The 16,146-nt window shown below is 59.4% G+C and carries 13 protein-coding genes; 9 read left to right on the top strand and 4 right to left on the bottom strand.

Translation table 11 applies throughout. The features are described 5' to 3' along the window. Positions 1–138: 138 nt before the first annotated feature. From cysN to A8C75_RS06350, 9 genes are all read left to right on the top strand, one after another. The gene (gene cysN, locus A8C75_RS06390) at positions 139–1,863 is read left to right on the top strand and encodes a sulfate adenylyltransferase subunit CysN (protein WP_067379636.1); all 1,725 of its coding nucleotides are present in this window, start codon (positions 139–141) and stop codon (positions 1,861–1,863) included. Between the two features lie 260 nt (positions 1,864–2,123). Further along, a complete protein-coding gene (gene rsxA / locus A8C75_RS06385; RefSeq protein WP_067379633.1) occupies positions 2,124–2,705 on the top strand; it encodes an electron transport complex subunit RsxA in 582 nt (193 codons plus the stop codon). Positions 2,706–2,718: 13 nt separating this feature from the next. Beyond that, the gene (gene rsxB, locus A8C75_RS06380; RefSeq protein WP_067379630.1) at positions 2,719–3,318 is read left to right on the top strand and encodes an electron transport complex subunit RsxB; all 600 of its coding nucleotides are present in this window, start codon (positions 2,719–2,721) and stop codon (positions 3,316–3,318) included. After that, positions 3,318–6,095, top strand: a complete 2,778-nt coding sequence (gene rsxC / locus A8C75_RS06375) for an electron transport complex subunit RsxC (protein ID WP_067379627.1) — start codon at positions 3,318–3,320, stop codon at positions 6,093–6,095. The genes rsxB and rsxC overlap by 1 nt, the downstream gene beginning before the upstream one ends. A gap of 13 nt (positions 6,096–6,108) precedes the next feature. Then, on the top strand, positions 6,109–7,167 hold the full coding sequence (rsxD, locus tag A8C75_RS06370; RefSeq protein ID WP_067379624.1) for an electron transport complex subunit RsxD: 1,059 nt from the start codon (positions 6,109–6,111) through the stop codon (positions 7,165–7,167). Beyond that, complete coding sequence (gene rsxG, locus A8C75_RS06365; protein ID WP_084783799.1) at positions 7,167–7,817, top strand: electron transport complex subunit RsxG; 651 nt, start codon at positions 7,167–7,169, stop codon at positions 7,815–7,817. The genes rsxD and rsxG overlap by 1 nt, the downstream gene beginning before the upstream one ends. Beyond that, the gene (locus tag A8C75_RS06360) at positions 7,810–8,517 is read left to right on the top strand and encodes an electron transport complex subunit E (RefSeq protein WP_067379621.1); all 708 of its coding nucleotides are present in this window, start codon (positions 7,810–7,812) and stop codon (positions 8,515–8,517) included. The genes rsxG and A8C75_RS06360 overlap by 8 nt, the downstream gene beginning before the upstream one ends. A gap of 14 nt (positions 8,518–8,531) precedes the next feature. Continuing rightward, the gene (nth, locus tag A8C75_RS06355) at positions 8,532–9,170 is read left to right on the top strand and encodes an endonuclease III (protein ID WP_067379618.1); all 639 of its coding nucleotides are present in this window, start codon (positions 8,532–8,534) and stop codon (positions 9,168–9,170) included. A gap of 80 nt (positions 9,171–9,250) precedes the next feature. Continuing rightward, complete coding sequence (locus A8C75_RS06350; protein WP_084783796.1) at positions 9,251–9,712, top strand: hypothetical protein; 462 nt, start codon at positions 9,251–9,253, stop codon at positions 9,710–9,712. 708 nt (positions 9,713–10,420) lie between these two features. On the opposite strand, the gene A8C75_RS06345 is transcribed toward A8C75_RS06350, so the two are convergent. The 4 genes from A8C75_RS06345 to nrdA form a co-directional block, all read right to left on the bottom strand. Then, positions 10,421–11,431 (bottom strand): cysteine synthase A, encoded by a 1,011-nt coding sequence (locus tag A8C75_RS06345; RefSeq protein ID WP_067379615.1) that lies wholly within the window; start codon positions 11,429–11,431, stop codon positions 10,421–10,423. Between the two features lie 675 nt (positions 11,432–12,106). Beyond that, on the bottom strand, positions 12,107–12,373 hold the full coding sequence (gene yfaE, locus A8C75_RS06340; RefSeq protein ID WP_067379612.1) for a class I ribonucleotide reductase maintenance protein YfaE: 267 nt from the start codon (positions 12,371–12,373) through the stop codon (positions 12,107–12,109). A 31-nt stretch (positions 12,374–12,404) separates the two neighbouring features. Next, positions 12,405–13,535: a class Ia ribonucleoside-diphosphate reductase subunit beta gene (gene nrdB, locus A8C75_RS06335; protein ID WP_067379609.1), complete on the bottom strand. Its 1,131-nt coding sequence runs from the start codon at positions 13,533–13,535 to the stop codon at positions 12,405–12,407. A gap of 143 nt (positions 13,536–13,678) precedes the next feature. Continuing rightward, positions 13,679–15,940 carry a class 1a ribonucleoside-diphosphate reductase subunit alpha gene (nrdA, locus tag A8C75_RS06330; protein WP_067379606.1) on the bottom strand — a complete coding sequence of 754 codons (2,262 nt, stop codon included), beginning with the start codon at positions 15,938–15,940 and terminating at the stop codon, positions 13,679–13,681. Positions 15,941–16,146 lie beyond the last annotated feature (206 nt).

Genomic DNA, 16,146 nt, shown 5'->3' with positions numbered 1-16,146 from the left:
GCTACTTCTGATCAAAATCCGGGCCCCTGCCATCATTTGCTTATAAGGCAGACCTGGCCCGGACACAACATCCAATACGACACCAAGACGCTGCTGCCGCGGCCCCGCCGCCGGCAGCGTCAAGCCTGGAGCTAACACATGAGTCACCAAAGCGACCTGATCGCCACTGATATTCAGCAATACCTGTCCCAGCACGAAAACAAGGAACTGTTGCGGTTCCTGACCTGCGGCAGCGTGGACGACGGCAAATCCACCCTTATCGGCCGCCTGCTACACGACTCCAAGATGATCTACGAAGATCAGCTGGCCGCCATCACCGCCGACAGCAAGAAATCCGGCACCACGGGCGATGAGATCGACCTGGCACTGCTGGTCGACGGCCTGCAGGCCGAGCGTGAACAGGGCATCACCATTGATGTAGCCTACCGCTATTTTTCGACGTCCAGGCGCAAGTTCATCATCGCCGACACCCCGGGGCATGAGCAGTACACCCGTAACATGGCCACCGGCGCCTCCACCTGCGACCTGGCCATCATCCTGGTCGATGCCCGCCACGGCGTGCAGGTGCAAACCAAGCGCCACAGCTTTATCGTCTCCCTGCTGGGCATCAAGCACACCATCGTCGCCATCAACAAGATGGACCTGGTGGGCTTTAGCGAAGAGCGCTTTGAAGAGATCAAGGCTGAGTACCTGGCATTCGCCAAGGAGCTGGATCTGCCGGATCTGCAGTTCATACCACTGTCGGCCCTCAAGGGCGACAACGTGGTCACCGCATCGGAGCAGTCCCCCTGGTACAAGGGCGAGCCGCTGATGGGCCTGCTGGAATCGGTTGAGCTTGCCAACGACGCCAACTTCGACGACCTGCGCTTCCCGGTGCAGTACGTTAACCGCCCGCACCTGGATTTCCGCGGCTATTGCGGCACCCTGAGCTCCGGTATCGTGCGCCCGGGCGATGCCGTTACCGTGCTGCCGTCCGGCAAGTCGAGCCGCGTCAAATCCATCGTCACCTTCGATGGCGAACTGGCCGAGGCCTACCCGCCGATGTCCGTGACCCTGACGCTGGAAGATGAGATCGACATCTCCCGCGGCGACATCCTGGTGCACAGCGACAAGCTGCCCGACGTCACCAGCCGTTTCGACGCCATGGTGGTATGGATGGCCGAAGCCGAACTGGTGCCGGGCCGCACCTACGACGTCAAGCTCGCAACCCAGACCGTGGCCGGCAGTATCAGCCACATCCGTCACCGTATCGACGTCAACACCCACGAACAGCTTCCGGCTTCCAACCTGAGCCTGAACGAAATCGCCCGCTGCGAACTCAATATCGAGCGCTCCATCATCGCCGATGACTACCGTGACCATCGCGGCACCGGCTCCTTTATTATTGTCGATCGTCTGAGCAACGCCACTGTGGCCGCCGGCATGATTATCAACGAAGGCGACCAGGCACAGCAGGACGACATCGACACCATCAGTGCCGACTCCCGCGTGAGCCGCAGTGACAAGGAACGCCGTTATGGTCAGCGTGCCGGCATCGTCAGCGTCAGCGGCGGTGACGCAACAGCCCGCGACCAGCTGCTGTACAGCACCGAGAAGCGCCTGTTTGACGCCGGGCGCGCCGTCGCCGTACTGACGCCCCGCAATCTGCCAGCTGCTCTGCAGGCAAATCTCGAGGCCACCGCAGCGGTACTGGCCGACAATGGCCTGGTGGTCCTGGTCGACAGCGACAGCGTCCTGCCCGGCGCCCTGAGCGTCAACCTGGATGGCCAGGCCGGTGATCTGCGCCTGAACAGCGATGCCCAGAGCCCGCAGGAACAGGTAAAAGCGCTGCTGGCACTGCTCAAGGCTCACGCTCTGGCCTAACCGCCAGCGCCGACCTGCCGTCATGGCACCCTCGGGCCCGGCACAGATATCTGTGACCGGGCCCGATGCGTTAATAAGATCGCTTAATCCGGACTCAAGCCTGTACCGAGGCGGGGTCAATCCGGTAAAATTCGCCGCTCGATTTCCAGCGGACCCGGGCTATCCGCATAAACCCCGGTAGATTTTTTGGCGGGCGCACAGCGACAAGCGCGCCCCTTGAGCGGTGAAAATGCCGCGCCCCCTGCAACTTGAGCATCGCGATGACGGAATTTCTGCTTATTCTGATCAGCACAGTGCTGGTGAATAACTTCGTACTGGTGCAGTTTCTTGGCCTGTGCCCCTTCATGGGCGTTTCCAACAAGCTGGAAACCGCCATGGGCATGTCCCTGGCGACCACCTTCGTACTGACGCTGTCATCCCTGTGCAGCTACCTGGTCTACACCTACCTGCTGGCACCCCTGGAGATGGCCTTCCTCAAGACCATCGCCTTCATCCTGGTTATCGCCGTGGTGGTGCAGTTCACCGAAATGGTGGTGCGCAAGACCAGCCCGCTGCTGTACCGGGTGCTGGGCATCTTCCTGCCCCTGATCACCACCAACTGCGCCGTGCTCGGCGTGGCGCTGCTCAACATCAAGAAGATGAACGGCTTCATGGAATCCATTGTCTACGGCTTTGGTGCCGCGGTGGGCTTTTCCCTGGCCCTGATCCTGTTTTCAGCGATTCGTGAGCGCGTCGCCGTGGCCGACGTGCCAACCCCCTTCCGGGGGGCTGCCATCGGCATGATCACCGCCGGCTTGATGTCACTGGCTTTCATGGGCTTCACCGGCCTGGTGTCATTCTGAGCGGAGAGTACGCATGAGCGCAGTCATTATCGCCATCCTGGTCCTGCTCGGACTCGCCGTTGTTTTCGGCATAGTGCTGGGGTTCGCCTCGGTGCGCTTCAAGGTTGAAGGCAACCCCATCGTCGAGCAGATCGACGCCCTGCTGCCCCAGACGCAGTGCGGTCAGTGCGGCTATCCGGGCTGCCGCCCCTACGCTGAGGCCATCGCCGGCGGCGACACCATCAACAAGTGCCCGCCCGGTGGCCAGTCCACCATAGAGGCGCTGGCCGATCTGCTGGACGTCGACGTCATTCCGCTGGACGACGAGCACGGCGAAGAAAAACCCCGCTCCATCGCCTATATCCGCGAAGCCGAATGCATCGGCTGCACCAAGTGTATCCAGGCCTGCCCGGTAGACGCCATCCTCGGCGCCGCCAAGCAGATGCATACCGTGATCATGTCCGAGTGCACCGGCTGTGATCTCTGCGTTGAACCCTGCCCGGTTGACTGTATCGACATGATCCCGATTGAAACCACTCTCAGTACCTGGAAATGGCCCGCGCCCACACCCGGCATCCAGCTGATCGCCACCGACGCCGGCCGCGGCAGCGCCCAGCCGGGAGGCCTCGCCTGATGGGTCATGTATTTGCCTTCCACGGCGGTGTACACCCGCCGGAAAACAAGCGCCAGTCGACCCGCACGCCGATTCGCCAGGCGCCGCTACCCGATCAGCTGGTACTGCCACTGTCGCAGCATATAGGCGCGCCGGCAGAACCCCTGGTCAAGGTAGGCGACAAGGTACTCAAGGGACAGCGCATCGCCGACCCTGTAGGCCGCATCAGCGCCGCCCTGCATGCCCCCACCTCGGGCATCGTAACGGCCATAGGCCCGCATCCAATCCCCCATGCCTCTGGCATGCAGGCCAACTGCATCATTATCGGCAGCGACGGTGAAGACCACTGGATCGAGCACGCAGGCCTCGCGGATTACCGCGCCCTGGGCAAGGCGGCGCTGACCGACTATATCCGCAACAGCGGCATTACCGGCATGGGCGGCGCAGGCTTCCCCACCGATGTGAAGCTGCATCTGGGCGACCACCATATTGTCAACACCCTGATTATCAACGCCGCCGAATGCGAGCCCTATATCACCGCCGATGACATGCTGATGCGTGAGCGCGCCGACGATATAGTGGCCGGCATCGAAATCATCGATCATCTGCTCAAGCCCAGTCATATTCTGATCGGCATCGAGGACAACAAGCCCCAGGCCATTCGCGCCCTGGAAAAGGCGCTGGCCGGCTGCAGCCTGAATATTGATCTGCGCGTGGTGCCGACCAAGTACCCGTCCGGTGGCGAAAAGCAGCTGATCAAGCTGCTGACCAATGTCGAGGTTCCCAGTGGCCGCATCCCCGCCGATGTCGGCATCGTCTGCCAGAACGTCGGCACCGCCTACGCCACCGCCCGCGCGGTCCACCAGGGTGAACCGCTGATTTCGCGCATCGTTACCCTGACCGGCGAAGCCGTGGCCCAGCCGCAGAATTTCGAAGCCCTGATCGGTACGCCCTACTCGTTGCTGCTGCGCGCAGCGCGGGTCAGCCCGAACGATCTGTACCGCCTGGTCGTCGGCGGCCCGATGATGGGCTTTAGCGTCGATAATGACCAGATCCCGGTGATCAAAACCACCAACTGCCTTATCGCCGCCAGCCCCGACGAGATGCCAGCAGCCCCGCCGGCACAGGAATGCATTCGCTGCGGCCTGTGCGAGCAGGTCTGCCCGGCCGAGCTGCTGCCCCAGCAGCTGTACTGGTTCGCCAAGGGCCGCGAGCTGGACAAGGCCAAGCACCACAACCTGTTCGATTGCATCGAATGCGGCGCCTGCTCCTATGTCTGTTCCAGCGCCATTCCCCTGGTGCAGTACTACCGCAATGCCAAGGCGGAAATCCGCAGCGACGACGCCGAGCAGCGCAAGGCCGAACATGCCCGCGTGCGCTTCGAAGCGCGTCAGGCACGCCTCGAAGCCGAGCAGGCCGAAAAGGAAGCCCGCCGCAAGGCCCGCGCCGAGGAAGCCGCTCGCAACCAGGCCGCCCGCAAGGACAAGCCCCTGGCAGCGGTATCCCTCGCCAGTACCGCAGCAACTACAACGCCGGCGGCAGAACCCGACCTGAAGCAACTGAAAACCGCAGCATCGGTGGCCCGCACCAAGCTCAAGCAGGCCCAGAAGGCGCTCAAGAACGCCGAAGACAAGGGACAGGAGGGCATCGATGCCCTGCGCGATACCGTCAACGCATTGAACGCCAAGGCCGATGCCGCCCAGCAGGCCTACGACCAGGCCCTGAACGCCGACAGTGCCGCCAGCGCCGCGCCCGATGCCAAGCAGCTAAAAACCAACGCCGCCGTGGCCCGCACCAAGCTCAAGCAGGCCGAGAAGGCCCTGGCCAGCGCCCGTGATGCCGGCAGCGACGATATTGCCGCGCTGGAATCTCGCGTACGCGAACTCGAGCTGCGCGCCCGCGATGCACAACAGGCCTATGGCGGCGCCGACGCCGGTGCCCCGGGCATTGACCCCGCCAAGCTTGCCGAACTGCAGGCCGATATGGATGCCGCCAAAGCCAAGGTCGACAAGGCCCAGACTGCACTGGAGGGCGCCATCGCCTCCGGCAGCCCCGCAGTCGAGAAAATGACCGCAGGCGTCGAGAAGCTGCGTGGCAAGTACCTTGACGCCAAGGCCGCCTTTGACGCCGCCGGCACCCCCGCCGACACCCAGGCCGTGAACCCGGCCAAGCTCGCCGAACTCCAGGCCGACATGGAGGCCGCCAAAGCCAAGGTCGACAAGGCCCAGGCCGCACTGGAGAGCGCCATCGCCTCCGGCAGCCCGGCAGTCGAGAAAATGACCGCCGGCGTCGAGAAGCTTCGCGGCAAGTACCTCGAAGCCAAAACCGCCTTTGACGAAGCCAGCGGCACTGCACCGCACACAGGACAAGATGCAATTCAAGCAGCAGGGCCAGACACTGCCAAAGCAGCCGAGACTGTCGTGGATATCAAGGCACTGAAACAACAGGTATCCATCATGCGTACCAAGCTGAAAAAGGCCGAAAAAGCCCTGCAGGATGCCGATGCCGATAGCCAAGCTAGCCTCAGTACTGAGGTGCAGGAGCTGAGCGGTCGCTTTGAGAACGCCAAAGCCCAGCTCACTACGGCCGAGCAGGCACGCATCGAAGTTGCCGCCGCCGCCGGCGTCGACCTCAAGCAGCTGCAGATCGATGCCGCCCTGGCCCGCGCCCAGGTTACCAAGACCGAGCGCGCCCTGAGCACAGCCGACAGCACCGCTGCCACGGAACTTGAGCAGGCTCTGCTCCAGGCCCGCAGCCACGCCGATGAATTAAGCAAAACGCTGAGCCGTTTTGAATAAGGATTGACCGAAGATGGCACTGATTCGTTCCAGTTCACCCCACCTGCGCCGGGCCGGCAGCTCTGCCCACCTGATGCGCCTGCTGATGTTCGCCACCTTGCCGGGCCTGGCGGCCATGACCTTCTTTTTCGGCTGGGGCACCCTGTTGCAGGTCGGCTGGGCCATGCTGCTGGCGCTGGGCTTTGAAGCCGCGGTCATGAAACTGCGCGGGCGCCCCGCCAGCTTCTACCTGCGCGACTACAGCGCCCTGGTCACCGCCGTACTGCTGGGGCTAGCGCTGCCACCCTTCGCGCCCTGGTGGCTGATGGTGGTGGGCATCTTCGTTGCCATCGTCATTGCCAAGCACCTCTATGGCGGCATGGGCAATAACCCGTTCAATCCGGCGATGGTGGCCTATGCCCTGCTGCTGGTGTCCTTTCCCGTCGACATGACACGCTGGAGCGCCCCCTTCGTGCTGCAGGGCGAGGACGGCTGGCATGTCCTCGGTTTTCTGGACACCTTCAAACTGATTTTCGGCGCGCTCGAACACAGCACCCTGGATGCCTTCACCTCGGCCACACCCCTGGATGAACTGCGCCACCGCGGCGGCCTGACCACGGAAGAAGCCTTTCGCAATTCAACCGTACTGTCCAACGGCGTGGGCGCCTGGCATGCGGTCAGCGCGGCCTACTTTATGGGCGGTGTCTTCCTGCTGTACCGCAAGGTTTTTACCTGGCATACGCCCGTAGCGGTACTCGGCAGCCTGGCGGTATTCTCGACGCTGTTCTACATTTTCTCACCCGATACCTATGCCGATCCGTTCTTTCACCTGACCATGGGTGCCACCATGCTCGGCGCCTTCTTTATTGCCACGGATCCGGTCACCGCCGCCACCAGCAACCGTGGCAAGCTCTATTACGGCGCCGGCATCGGCCTGCTGATCTTCATTATCCGCACCTGGGGCAGCTATCCCGATGCCGTGGCCTTCGCCGTACTGCTGATGAACCTGTGTGCCCCCTTTATTGATCAGTACACCCAACCGCGCACCTACGGCCACGCCAAGCCCAAGCACGGCCAGAAGGAGAGCACCTGATGCAAATGCTCAGCGCCATTAGCCGCAGCACCACCGGCATTGCCATCTTCGCCGTGGTCACCGCCGGCCTGATCGCCATTACCCAGGTCGGCACAGCCGATCGCATCAAGCAAAATGAACGCGAGCAACAGGCCCGGTCGCTATATGAAATCGTGCCCCGCGAGGGTCTGGACAGCGATCTGCTGGAAAACGGCATCGAGTTTGTTGCCCCTGACCTGCTCGGCCACAACCGCCCCGAAACCGCCTACCGCGCCATGCGCAACGGCGAAGCCGTGATGGTCATACTGCCGGTGGTGGCACCCGATGGCTATACCGGAGAAATCAGTATGATCGTGGGCATCAACAGCGATGCAAGCGTTGCCGGCGTGCGCGTACTGGCCCACAAGGAAACCCCGGGCCTGGGCGACAAGGTGGATATCAAGAAATCCCGCTGGGTGCTGGGCTTTGCCAACCAGAGCAAAACCGAAATAGACCCCAGCTGGGGGGTGCGCAAAGATGGCGGACGCTTCGACCAGTTCACCGGGGCTACCATCACCCCCCGCGCGGTCGTTAATGCGGTCGGACGCACGGTAGATTACTTTCGTCTGCACCGCGGCGAACTGCTCGGCCTGAGCGACGACGCGCAACAGGAGACTCGCAACAATGGCTGATTACAAAAAGATCACCCTCGACGGCCTCTGGCACAACAACCCGGCCCTGGTGCAGCTGCTGGGGCTGTGCCCGCTGCTGGCCGTGACGGGCTCTGTCGTCAACGCCATTGGTCTGGGCGTTGCCAGCACCCTGGTGCTGACGGGCTCCAACCTGACCGTGTCTCTGTTTCGCCACTTCGTGCCGGAGTCCGTACGCCTGCCGATCTTCGTCATGATCATCGCCTCCTTCGTGACCTCGATCGAGCTGTTGATGCAGGCCTTTACCTATGAGCTGTATCAGATTCTGGGCATCTTTATCCCGCTGATCGTCACCAACTGCGCCATCATGGGGCGTGCCGATGCCTTCGCCTGCAAGAACCCGGTGGGCGCTTCGGTGCTGGACGGTCTGATGATGGGCCTGGGCTTTACCCTGGTGCTGATGATCCTCGGCGCCATGCGCGAGGTGCTGGGTCTGGGCACACTCTTTGCCGACATGCAGCTGCTGTTTGGCCCCATGGCCGAGAACTGGAAGATCACCCTGATCGGCGACTACTCCGGCTTTCTGTTTGCGATTCTGCCCCCCGGCGCCTTCGTCGGCATGGGACTGCTTATCGCCGTGAAAAACATTGTCGACGCCAGGCTGGAAGAGCGCCGCAAGGCCCGCAAGCCCAAGAGCGACGGCGGCAGCCGGCGCGTACGTGTGACCGGCACCATCAACTAGGCGGATATGTATCGATGAATGCGGCAAAGCGGCTGGAGATTTTCACGCGCCTGCGTGACGACAACCCCCATCCGGTGACCGAGCTGGAGTACAGCTCGCCGTTCGAACTGCTGGTGGCGGTGACGCTTTCGGCACAGGCGACGGATGTGGGTGTCAACAAGGCGACCCGCAAGCTGTTCCCTGTCGCCAACACCCCGGAAGCCATACTGGCGCTGGGCGTCGACGGGCTCAAAAGCTACATCAAGACCATCGGGCTTTATAACAGCAAAGCCGAGAATATTATCAAAGCCTGCCGCATGCTCATTGAACTGCACGGCTCTGAAGTTCCAGAGACTCGCGAGGCACTCGAAGCCCTGCCCGGCGTGGGCCGCAAAACCGCCAATGTGGTGCTCAATACCGCCTTCGGCCAAGCCGTCATGGCGGTCGACACGCACATTTTTCGCGTCTCCAACCGTACCGGCATAGCGCCCGGCAAGACGGTGCTGGACGTCGAAAAAAAGCTGATGCGCTTTATCCCCAAGGAATTCCTGCTGGATGCCCACCACTGGCTGATTCTGCACGGACGCTATGTCTGCATCGCCCGCAAGCCACGCTGCATGTCCTGCCTGATTGAAGACCTGTGCGACTATAGGGACAAGACCGACAGCACCTGAGTCGCCCCCTACAGACTCTGCTATTGTTTAGCCACAGCCCCACAAGACACACGGGAAGACGACTCTGATGCGTAAGCGCGATGAGTGAGAACGCCAGCGATCAGCCAGGCCTGGCTGCCATTAGCCCCGAAGTACGCGCCCTGCACACCGAGCTGCTCTGGTCCGAATACCGTTACCGCCATGACCATATCTGGAAGGTACTGTTCCAGCTCACCGCCGCCACCGTACTGCTGGCCATCGCACCCTATATACAAACGCAGATCACCCGGGTGGTGTCCTACTGGGTGCTGGCACTGCCCATACTCGGCATCTTCCTGCTGCTATTCGGCACCCTGCTGCTGCGCGAAGAGCTGTTGCTGTTCAGTCAGATCAAGGCGCGCTTTCGCGCCGAGCAAAGCGCACTGCTGGGCATTGAGCACCCTCCGGGCTTTGGCTTTGATCGTTTCGTCTATCTCTACCTGGGTGCGCTCTGCGTACTGGGCCAGAGCAATCTCTACGTGCTCTGGCAGGTGTGGATACCAGCCGCCATCAGCGCTGCCTGACACAGCGCCCAACCCCAAACGCTATCCAGCGTTTAGGCCCTGCCCGCCTGGCCCGCCTTGCCCAGCTATACACAGGACCAGCACCAAAGCCCCCCCCAAAAAAACAGGATTACGCAGAGAAAATGATCGCTGGGTCCCAGAGTGCATCAGCACTGCAACACAGGCAGCCGAGCTGTCGAACAAAAAACATACAGCCACGCTTGAAATAACACTGAATATGACCGTCAACACTCTTGATCACTTGGTCAGTTTATGTCCGTTTGATTGAAGAATGTTGATAATTCAGTTACCCCCACTTTCTGTGGATAAAACTGTTGGTAAAGTTTGGGCAGATGCCCCCAGCCCCCACCATTCAAGGGCTCACCTTGGATTGATCAAAATATAACCACATGATATTTATCCTTTAAAAACATATAGTTACTTAAGTCAACAGAGTTTATTCACGAATTATCGGCATCGCTTCAACAACACCAAAGATGCATCTCAGAGGTGTGGATGATCAACAGAGAGGGAGGCTGTCAAGACCGATTTCTCTGCTCTTTTTCATGTCTGCTACTTGTTCTTTATTCATCTTTCTGAAAAGACAGCGCAGGACACTCGCACCTGTGCACAGGCTTGAAAATACCCCCAGGGCTGTGGGTAACTCGGCCCTAACAGGACCAGCCCCCTGCCACAATCATGCCGAACATATACTGCTTTTTTATCCCCTCAGGACGGCGCCGCTAGCCAGGCGGGCAGAGGCAAGCCCTTTGCCTGCAGGAAAGCCGGATTGAACAGCTTGCTTTGATAGCGCGAGCCAACATCACACAGAATCGTCACCACCGTATGACCCGGCCCCAGGGTGCGGGCAATCTGTACCGCACCCGCCACATTGATGGCGCTGGAGCCCCCGAGGCAAAGCCCCTCGTACTGCAACAGGTCATACAGATAGGGCAAGGCTTCGCCATCACTGATCTCCAGCGCATCATCCACTTTCAGCCCTTCCAGGTTAGCGGTAATGCGGCTCTGCCCAATCCCCTCCATCACCGAGGATCCCTGGGCGCGCAGCTCACCCCCGCGATAGTAATTGCACAACGAAGCCCCCTGCGCGTCCGACAGCACAATGCTCACGCTTTTATCCTGCTCGCGCAGCGCTCTGGCGACCCCCGCCAAAGTGCCGCCCGTGCCAACCGCGCAGCAGAAAGCATCGAGCTGCCCGCCACACTGGCGCCAGATTTCAGCCCCTGTGGTCTGATAATGAATCTCGCGATTGGCAGTATTGTCGAACTGATTGGCCCAGATGGCACTGCGACCCTGCTGCTGCATCTCCATTGCGATACGGCTCGAGACACGGGTGTAATGATTTTCATCGGCATAGGGCACCGCGGGCACCAGGCGCAAATCGGCACCATAGAGACGCAAAAGATCCTTCTTCTCCTGGCTCTGGGTCTCTGGCATAACGATGATAGTGCGATACCCCAGCGCATTGGCCACCAGGCAGAGACCGATACCGGTATTGCCGGCGGTGCCCTCGACGACGGTACCGCCGGGCTCAAGCAGGCCTCTGCGTTCTGCATCCCGGATAATGCCCAGTGCTGTACGGTCTTTCACCGAGCCGCCGGGGTTAAGAAACTCGGCCTTGCCAAGAATGGTACAGCCGGTCAGCTCCGACACCTGACGCAACTCGATCAGCGGCGTATTGCCTATCAGGGAGACCAGCGCGGGTTGATGCTCAAACATGACGATTCTCCGAATCCGTTATTGCCAAAAGTATGGCAGTAACGGCTGCGAACCGTCGCTTATACAGGCGCTTATAGGGGTGCATTGATCGCCTGGGGCTTACTCACACAATCTGTGCATAAGTTACTGCATAACTATTGCGTATATAGCTGAAAAGCAGCGCCTGCGCGGCTTTCAGAAAGTCGCACAATATTCGAACAACTCAGGATAAGTGTTATTTTTCAGTAAGTTATACCACACAAAAAACCATAAACTTTAGCTTGGAGAGCCAAAGTCAATATTGACAGATCACTATCTTCAGCTGTGCAAAAGATTTTTATGACGCCGAATTGAGGGATCTAAAAAGCAGAAAAAAGGGCGAGGTGCGACGTGAAAGGTGAAAGGTGAAAGGTGAAAGGTGAAAGGCATGATGTGACCCTACAAAAGTGGACACAGGGTTAGATCGCCTGCTCGAACACCACAGCTTTACCCTGCTTCCCGGAATTCACAGGTTACCCGTAGCGAATTCCGACATCCGCAGCGGACTGTGGAGGACAGTTCAAAGGCGCGAGCGCTGATGCTCGCGACGAATAACGAATAACGAATAACGGCTTTTTAACAGATGCTCAGCGGCGTTGCACCTGCACCTCGCCACTGACGCTCCCTTGTACCTTGCATCTCGCAACTTTCCACTGCCTATTCCGACGGAAGCTCTATCTCGATATGCGTTTTGGGCTTGCAGCAGCAGGTGAGGATTTCATCGTCGTGCAGATCGACCAAACAATCCTGTACCGTTTCCACTTCGCCATCGAGCAGACGCACCTTGCAGGTTCCGCAGTACCCGCCCCTGCAGCTGTACGGCGCCGGGATCGCCTGCGCCTCCAGTGCATCCAGCAGCGAAAACTCGTACTGGAAATAGAAGGTGGGATAGTTGCTGACCTTGATGCGTGGAATCCCGGCCATGGCTTGCTCCTTGTCTGCAGGCATAACGCGGTTAGAAGTCAAAGTCGTCGAAATCGCCGTCTCCCACCTCATTGTCAATCTGACCGACCAGGTAGGAGCTGATTTCCGACTCCTGAGGCGCTACCTGTACGTTGTCACTCACCAGCCAGGCATTCATCCAGGGCAACGGGTTCTGCTGAGTCTTGAACATTTCCTCAAAGCCCAGCGCTTTCATCCGCACATTGGTGATGTACTCGACATAGTCGCTGAGAATCTTGGCGTTCAAACCAATCATGGAACCGTCACGGAACAGATACTGCGCCCAGTCTTTCTCCTGCTGCGCCGCTTCTGCGAAGATTTTCAGCGCTTCTTCACGACACTCGGCCGCCACTATCTTCATTTCCGGATCATCGGCGCCACTGGCCATCAGGTTCAGCATATGCTGAGTGCCTGTCAGGTGCAGCGCCTCATCCCGTGCGATCAGCTTGATGATCTTGGCGTTGCCTTCCATGATAGCCCGCTCGGCAAAGGCGAAGGAGCAGGCAAAGCTGACGTAGAAGCGGATCGCCTCCAGCACGTTGACAGACACCAGTGTCAGGTACAGGGTGCGCTTGAGGTTGCGCAGCGTGGCATCCACCTTCTTGCCGTTGATCTCATGCTCACCTGGGCCATAAATGCCATAGACCTGCACCAGGGCGATGAACTGGTCGTACAGCCGGGTAACAGACTCGGCGCGCTTGACGATCTCCTGGTTGGTGACGATCTGATCGAACACCAGGGACGGCTCGGTGATGATATTACGGATGATATGGGTGTAGGAGCGGCTGTGAATGGTTTCACTGAAGGCCCAGGTTTCGAACCAGGTCTCCAGCTCCGGCAAGGACACCACCGGCAGGAAGGCGATGTTGGGTGAACGCCCCTGTACCGAATCCAGCAGCGTCTGGTATTTCAGGTTACTCAGGAAGATATGCTTCTCATGCTCCGGCATCGCCATGAAGTCCTTGCGGTCAGACGACAGGTCGACTTCCTCGGGACGCCAGAAAAACGACAGCTGCTTCTCAATCAGTTTTTCGAAGATGGGAAACTTCTGCTTGTCGTAACGGGCAACGTTAACACTGCGACCGAAGAACATGGGTTCGAGCGTGGCATCATGGGTAGACGGGTTGAACGTGGAATAAGCCATTAATTCCTTAAAGCTCCGAAAAACTGCAACCGGACAGGCGAAGCCGCCGTCAGGGGACGGCGGCCTTGCAGCCTGTCGGACTTAACACGATCTACTGTGGAAAGCCCGACAGGCTGCTAGCCCGAATTATCTGAACGCTGTTGTTACAGCTTGCAGGCGCCGCCTTCACAGCCATCATCCTGGCCGTCGGAGGCACCATCACGGGTGTTGTGGTAGTAGAGCGTCTTGACGCCGTATTTGTACGCGGTGAGCAGATCCTTGAGCAGCTGTTTCATCGGCACCTTGTCACCCGGGAACTTGCCGGGGTCGTAGTTGGTGTTGGATGAAATCGCCTGGTCGACGAACTTCTGCATGATACCCACCAGCTGCAGGTAGCCTTCGTTGTTCGGGATGGTCCAGAGCAGCTCATAGTGCTGCTTGAGCTCCAGATACTCCGGCACCACCTGCTTCATGATGCCGTCCTTGCTCGCCTTCACCGACACATAGCCACGGGGCGGCTCAATGCCGTTGGTGGAGTTGGTGATCTGTGACGAGGTTTCGCAGGGCATCAGCGCCGTCAGGGTGCTGTTGCGCAGACCGAATTCCTTGATGTCTTCGCGCAGCGTTTCCCAGAAATAGTGCAGCGGCTCGTCGCAGAACTCGTCGATTTCGCGCTTGTAGGTGTCGATCGGCAGCAGACCCTTGGAATAGGTCGTCTCATCGAATTTCGGGCAGGCGCCACGCTCCTTGGCCAGCTGATTGGAAGCCTTGAGCAGGTAGTACTGGATCGCCTCAAAAGTACGGTGTACCAGACCATTGGCCGAGCCATCGGAATAGCGCACACCGTTCTTGGCCAGATAGTAGGCAAAGTTGGTGACGCCCACACCCAGGGTACGGCGCCAGTTGGTGGCATTGTGGGCCGCCAGAATCGGGTAGTCCTGGTAATCCAGCAGGTTATCCAGCGCCCGCACGATCAGATCGGACAGGTTTTCCAGCTCGTCGAGGTTGGCCAGGGCACCGAGGTTGAAGGCCGACAGGGTGCAGAGCGCAATCTCGCCATTCGGATCGTTCACATCACGCAACGGCTTGGTGGGCAGCGCAATTTCCAGACAGAGGTTGGACTGCTTGACAGGGGCAACCTTGGGATCAAACGGGCTGTGGGTATTGCAGTGATCGACGTTCTGGATATAGATGCGGCCGGTGGAGGCACGCTCCGATGCCAGCAGACCAAACAGCTCGACCGCCTTGATGGTCTTCTTGCGGATCGACGGGTCCTGCTCGTACTGCACGTACAGACGTTCAAATTCGACCTGGTCGGCAAAGAAGGCATCGTACAGGCCAGGCACTTCGTGCGGGCTGAACAGGGTCAGATTTTCACCCTTGATCAGGCGCTGATACATCAGCTTGTTGAGCTGCACGCCGTAGTCGATATGACGCACGCGGTTCTCTTCCACGCCACGGTTGTTCTTGAGAACCAGCAGGGACTCCACTTCCAGGTGCCACAGCGGGTAGAACAGCGTCGCCGCGCCGCCGCGGACGCCACCCTGGGAGCAGGACTTCACCGCAGTCTGGAAATGCTTGTAGAACGGAATGCAGCCGGTGTGGAAAGCTTCACCGTTGCGAATCGGGCTGCCAATGGCGCGAATCTGACCGGCGTTGATACCGATCCCGGCACGCTGGGAGACATACTTGACGATGGCACCGGCCGTGGCGTTGATCGAGTCCAGGCTGTCATCGCACTCGATCAGTACACAGGAGCTGAACTGGCGCGTGGGGGTGCGCACACCGGCCATGATCGGCGTCGGCAGGGACAGCTTGAACAGCGAGGTGGCATCATAGAAACGACGCACGTAGTCCAGGCGTGTTTCTGCCGGGTAGTTGGCGAACAGGCAGGCGGCCACCAGCATGTACAGAATCTGCGGGCTTTCGTAGATATCGCCGGTGACACGATTCTGCACCAGGTACTTGCCTTCCAGCTGCTTGACAGCCACGTAGCTGAAGTTCATATCACGGTCGTGCACCAGGTAGCCGTTCAGCGTATCCCAGTCTTCTGCACTGTAGTCTTCCAGCAGGTGACGGTCGTAGCGCTTGCTGTCCACCATGCGGGCAACATGTTCTTGCAGGTGCGGCGGTTCGAAAACGCCAAAGGCGCGCTTGCGCAGATGGAAGATGGCCAGGCGTGCCGCCAGATACTGATAGTCCGGAGCCGTTTCCGAAATAAGATCGGCCGCCGACTTGATCAGCGTCTCGTGAATATCGGAGGTTTTGATGCCATCATAAAACTGCAGATGGGCCTTGAGCTCGACTTCGGACGGAGACACATTGTCCAGGCCCTGGGCAGCCCAGATTACGACACGGTGAATTTTCTCAAGATCGATTTTTTCACGTCGACCATCCCGTTTTGTAACCATCAAATCTTGCTGCATCCGTCGCCTACTCCTGGATGTTATGTCTGTCGTCTGAGCGCCAGTTCGTCGCACAAAAGCCACTGCCAATACAACCTGGAGGACAAGCCTCAAAGGTGAATTCAGGCAACAGCAAAGCCAGTTTCAACTGTGGGATCGCCGCAGATGAAACACTACATATAGTGGACGCTGGATTAATTGGCACTAAATATAGATACAAACCGTTT

The sequence above is a fragment of the Marinobacterium aestuarii genome, from assembly GCF_001651805.1.
Taxonomy (GTDB): domain Bacteria; phylum Pseudomonadota; class Gammaproteobacteria; order Pseudomonadales; family Balneatricaceae; genus Marinobacterium_A; species Marinobacterium_A aestuarii.
Note: the sequence above shows the minus strand (reverse complement) of the source record. Positions and strands in the feature narration are given on the sequence as shown.

Coding starts and splice junctions, on each gene's coding strand:
- yfaE (WP_067379612.1), bottom strand. CDS start 12,373: ATGGCCGGGATTCCACGCATCAAGGTCAGCAACTATCCCACCTTCTAT.
- rsxG (WP_084783799.1), top strand. CDS start 7,167: ATGCAAATGCTCAGCGCCATTAGCCGCAGCACCACCGGCATTGCCATC.
- A8C75_RS06360 (WP_067379621.1), top strand. CDS start 7,810: ATGGCTGATTACAAAAAGATCACCCTCGACGGCCTCTGGCACAACAAC.
- cysN (WP_067379636.1), top strand. CDS start 139: ATGAGTCACCAAAGCGACCTGATCGCCACTGATATTCAGCAATACCTG.
- A8C75_RS06350 (WP_084783796.1), top strand. CDS start 9,251: ATGAGTGAGAACGCCAGCGATCAGCCAGGCCTGGCTGCCATTAGCCCC.
- nth (WP_067379618.1), top strand. CDS start 8,532: ATGAATGCGGCAAAGCGGCTGGAGATTTTCACGCGCCTGCGTGACGAC.
- rsxC (WP_067379627.1), top strand. CDS start 3,318: ATGGGTCATGTATTTGCCTTCCACGGCGGTGTACACCCGCCGGAAAAC.
- nrdA (WP_067379606.1), bottom strand. CDS start 15,940: ATGCAGCAAGATTTGATGGTTACAAAACGGGATGGTCGACGTGAAAAA.
- A8C75_RS06345 (WP_067379615.1), bottom strand. CDS start 11,431: ATGTTTGAGCATCAACCCGCGCTGGTCTCCCTGATAGGCAATACGCCG.
- nrdB (WP_067379609.1), bottom strand. CDS start 13,535: ATGGCTTATTCCACGTTCAACCCGTCTACCCATGATGCCACGCTCGAA.
- rsxA (WP_067379633.1), top strand. CDS start 2,124: ATGACGGAATTTCTGCTTATTCTGATCAGCACAGTGCTGGTGAATAAC.
- rsxB (WP_067379630.1), top strand. CDS start 2,719: ATGAGCGCAGTCATTATCGCCATCCTGGTCCTGCTCGGACTCGCCGTT.
- rsxD (WP_067379624.1), top strand. CDS start 6,109: ATGGCACTGATTCGTTCCAGTTCACCCCACCTGCGCCGGGCCGGCAGC.